The sequence below is a fragment of the Chryseobacterium urinae genome, assembly GCF_030518295.1.
GTDB classification, from domain to species: Bacteria; Bacteroidota; Bacteroidia; order Flavobacteriales; family Weeksellaceae; genus Chryseobacterium; species Chryseobacterium mucoviscidosis.
Window position 1 is genome coordinate 1 of record NZ_JAULSJ010000107.1, and the last position, 370, is coordinate 370.

Consider the following 370-nt stretch of genomic DNA (forward strand, 5'->3'; position numbering starts at 1 on the left):
GAAGAGCAAAAGCAGCAGGATAAAGGCAGACGCTGCATTGATACTTAGATATCGCCCCCGATTTTATTCCCCTGCTGCTGTTTTCTTCCAAATCCGGATAGAACATTGTTGGTAAAAACTTTTACCATGGTGGATCAGAAGAAAACCTCTTTATAAAAAAAGATTTACAATGACAAAATTATCAAAAAAAGTGATTGGTGTAGATGTAGGATTGAAGTTTTTAACGGTAAGCTTAAATGACAGTAACAATCAGGATCAGGTTTATAATATCGAAAACAGCCGGGGCTCTATTTTATCTTTTCTAAAGAAAATATCATCAGATGATTATTGTTTCGTTATCGAAGCTACAGGCAATTACAGTAGCAGAGTG

General features: G+C 35.7%; 1 pseudogene. It reads left to right on the plus strand.

Features of this window, described 5'->3' with window-relative positions:
* Nucleotides 1–169: 169 nt before the first annotated feature.
* Nucleotides 170–370: pseudogene (locus QWT87_RS21180) on the plus strand (IS110 family transposase); the annotation flags it as partial.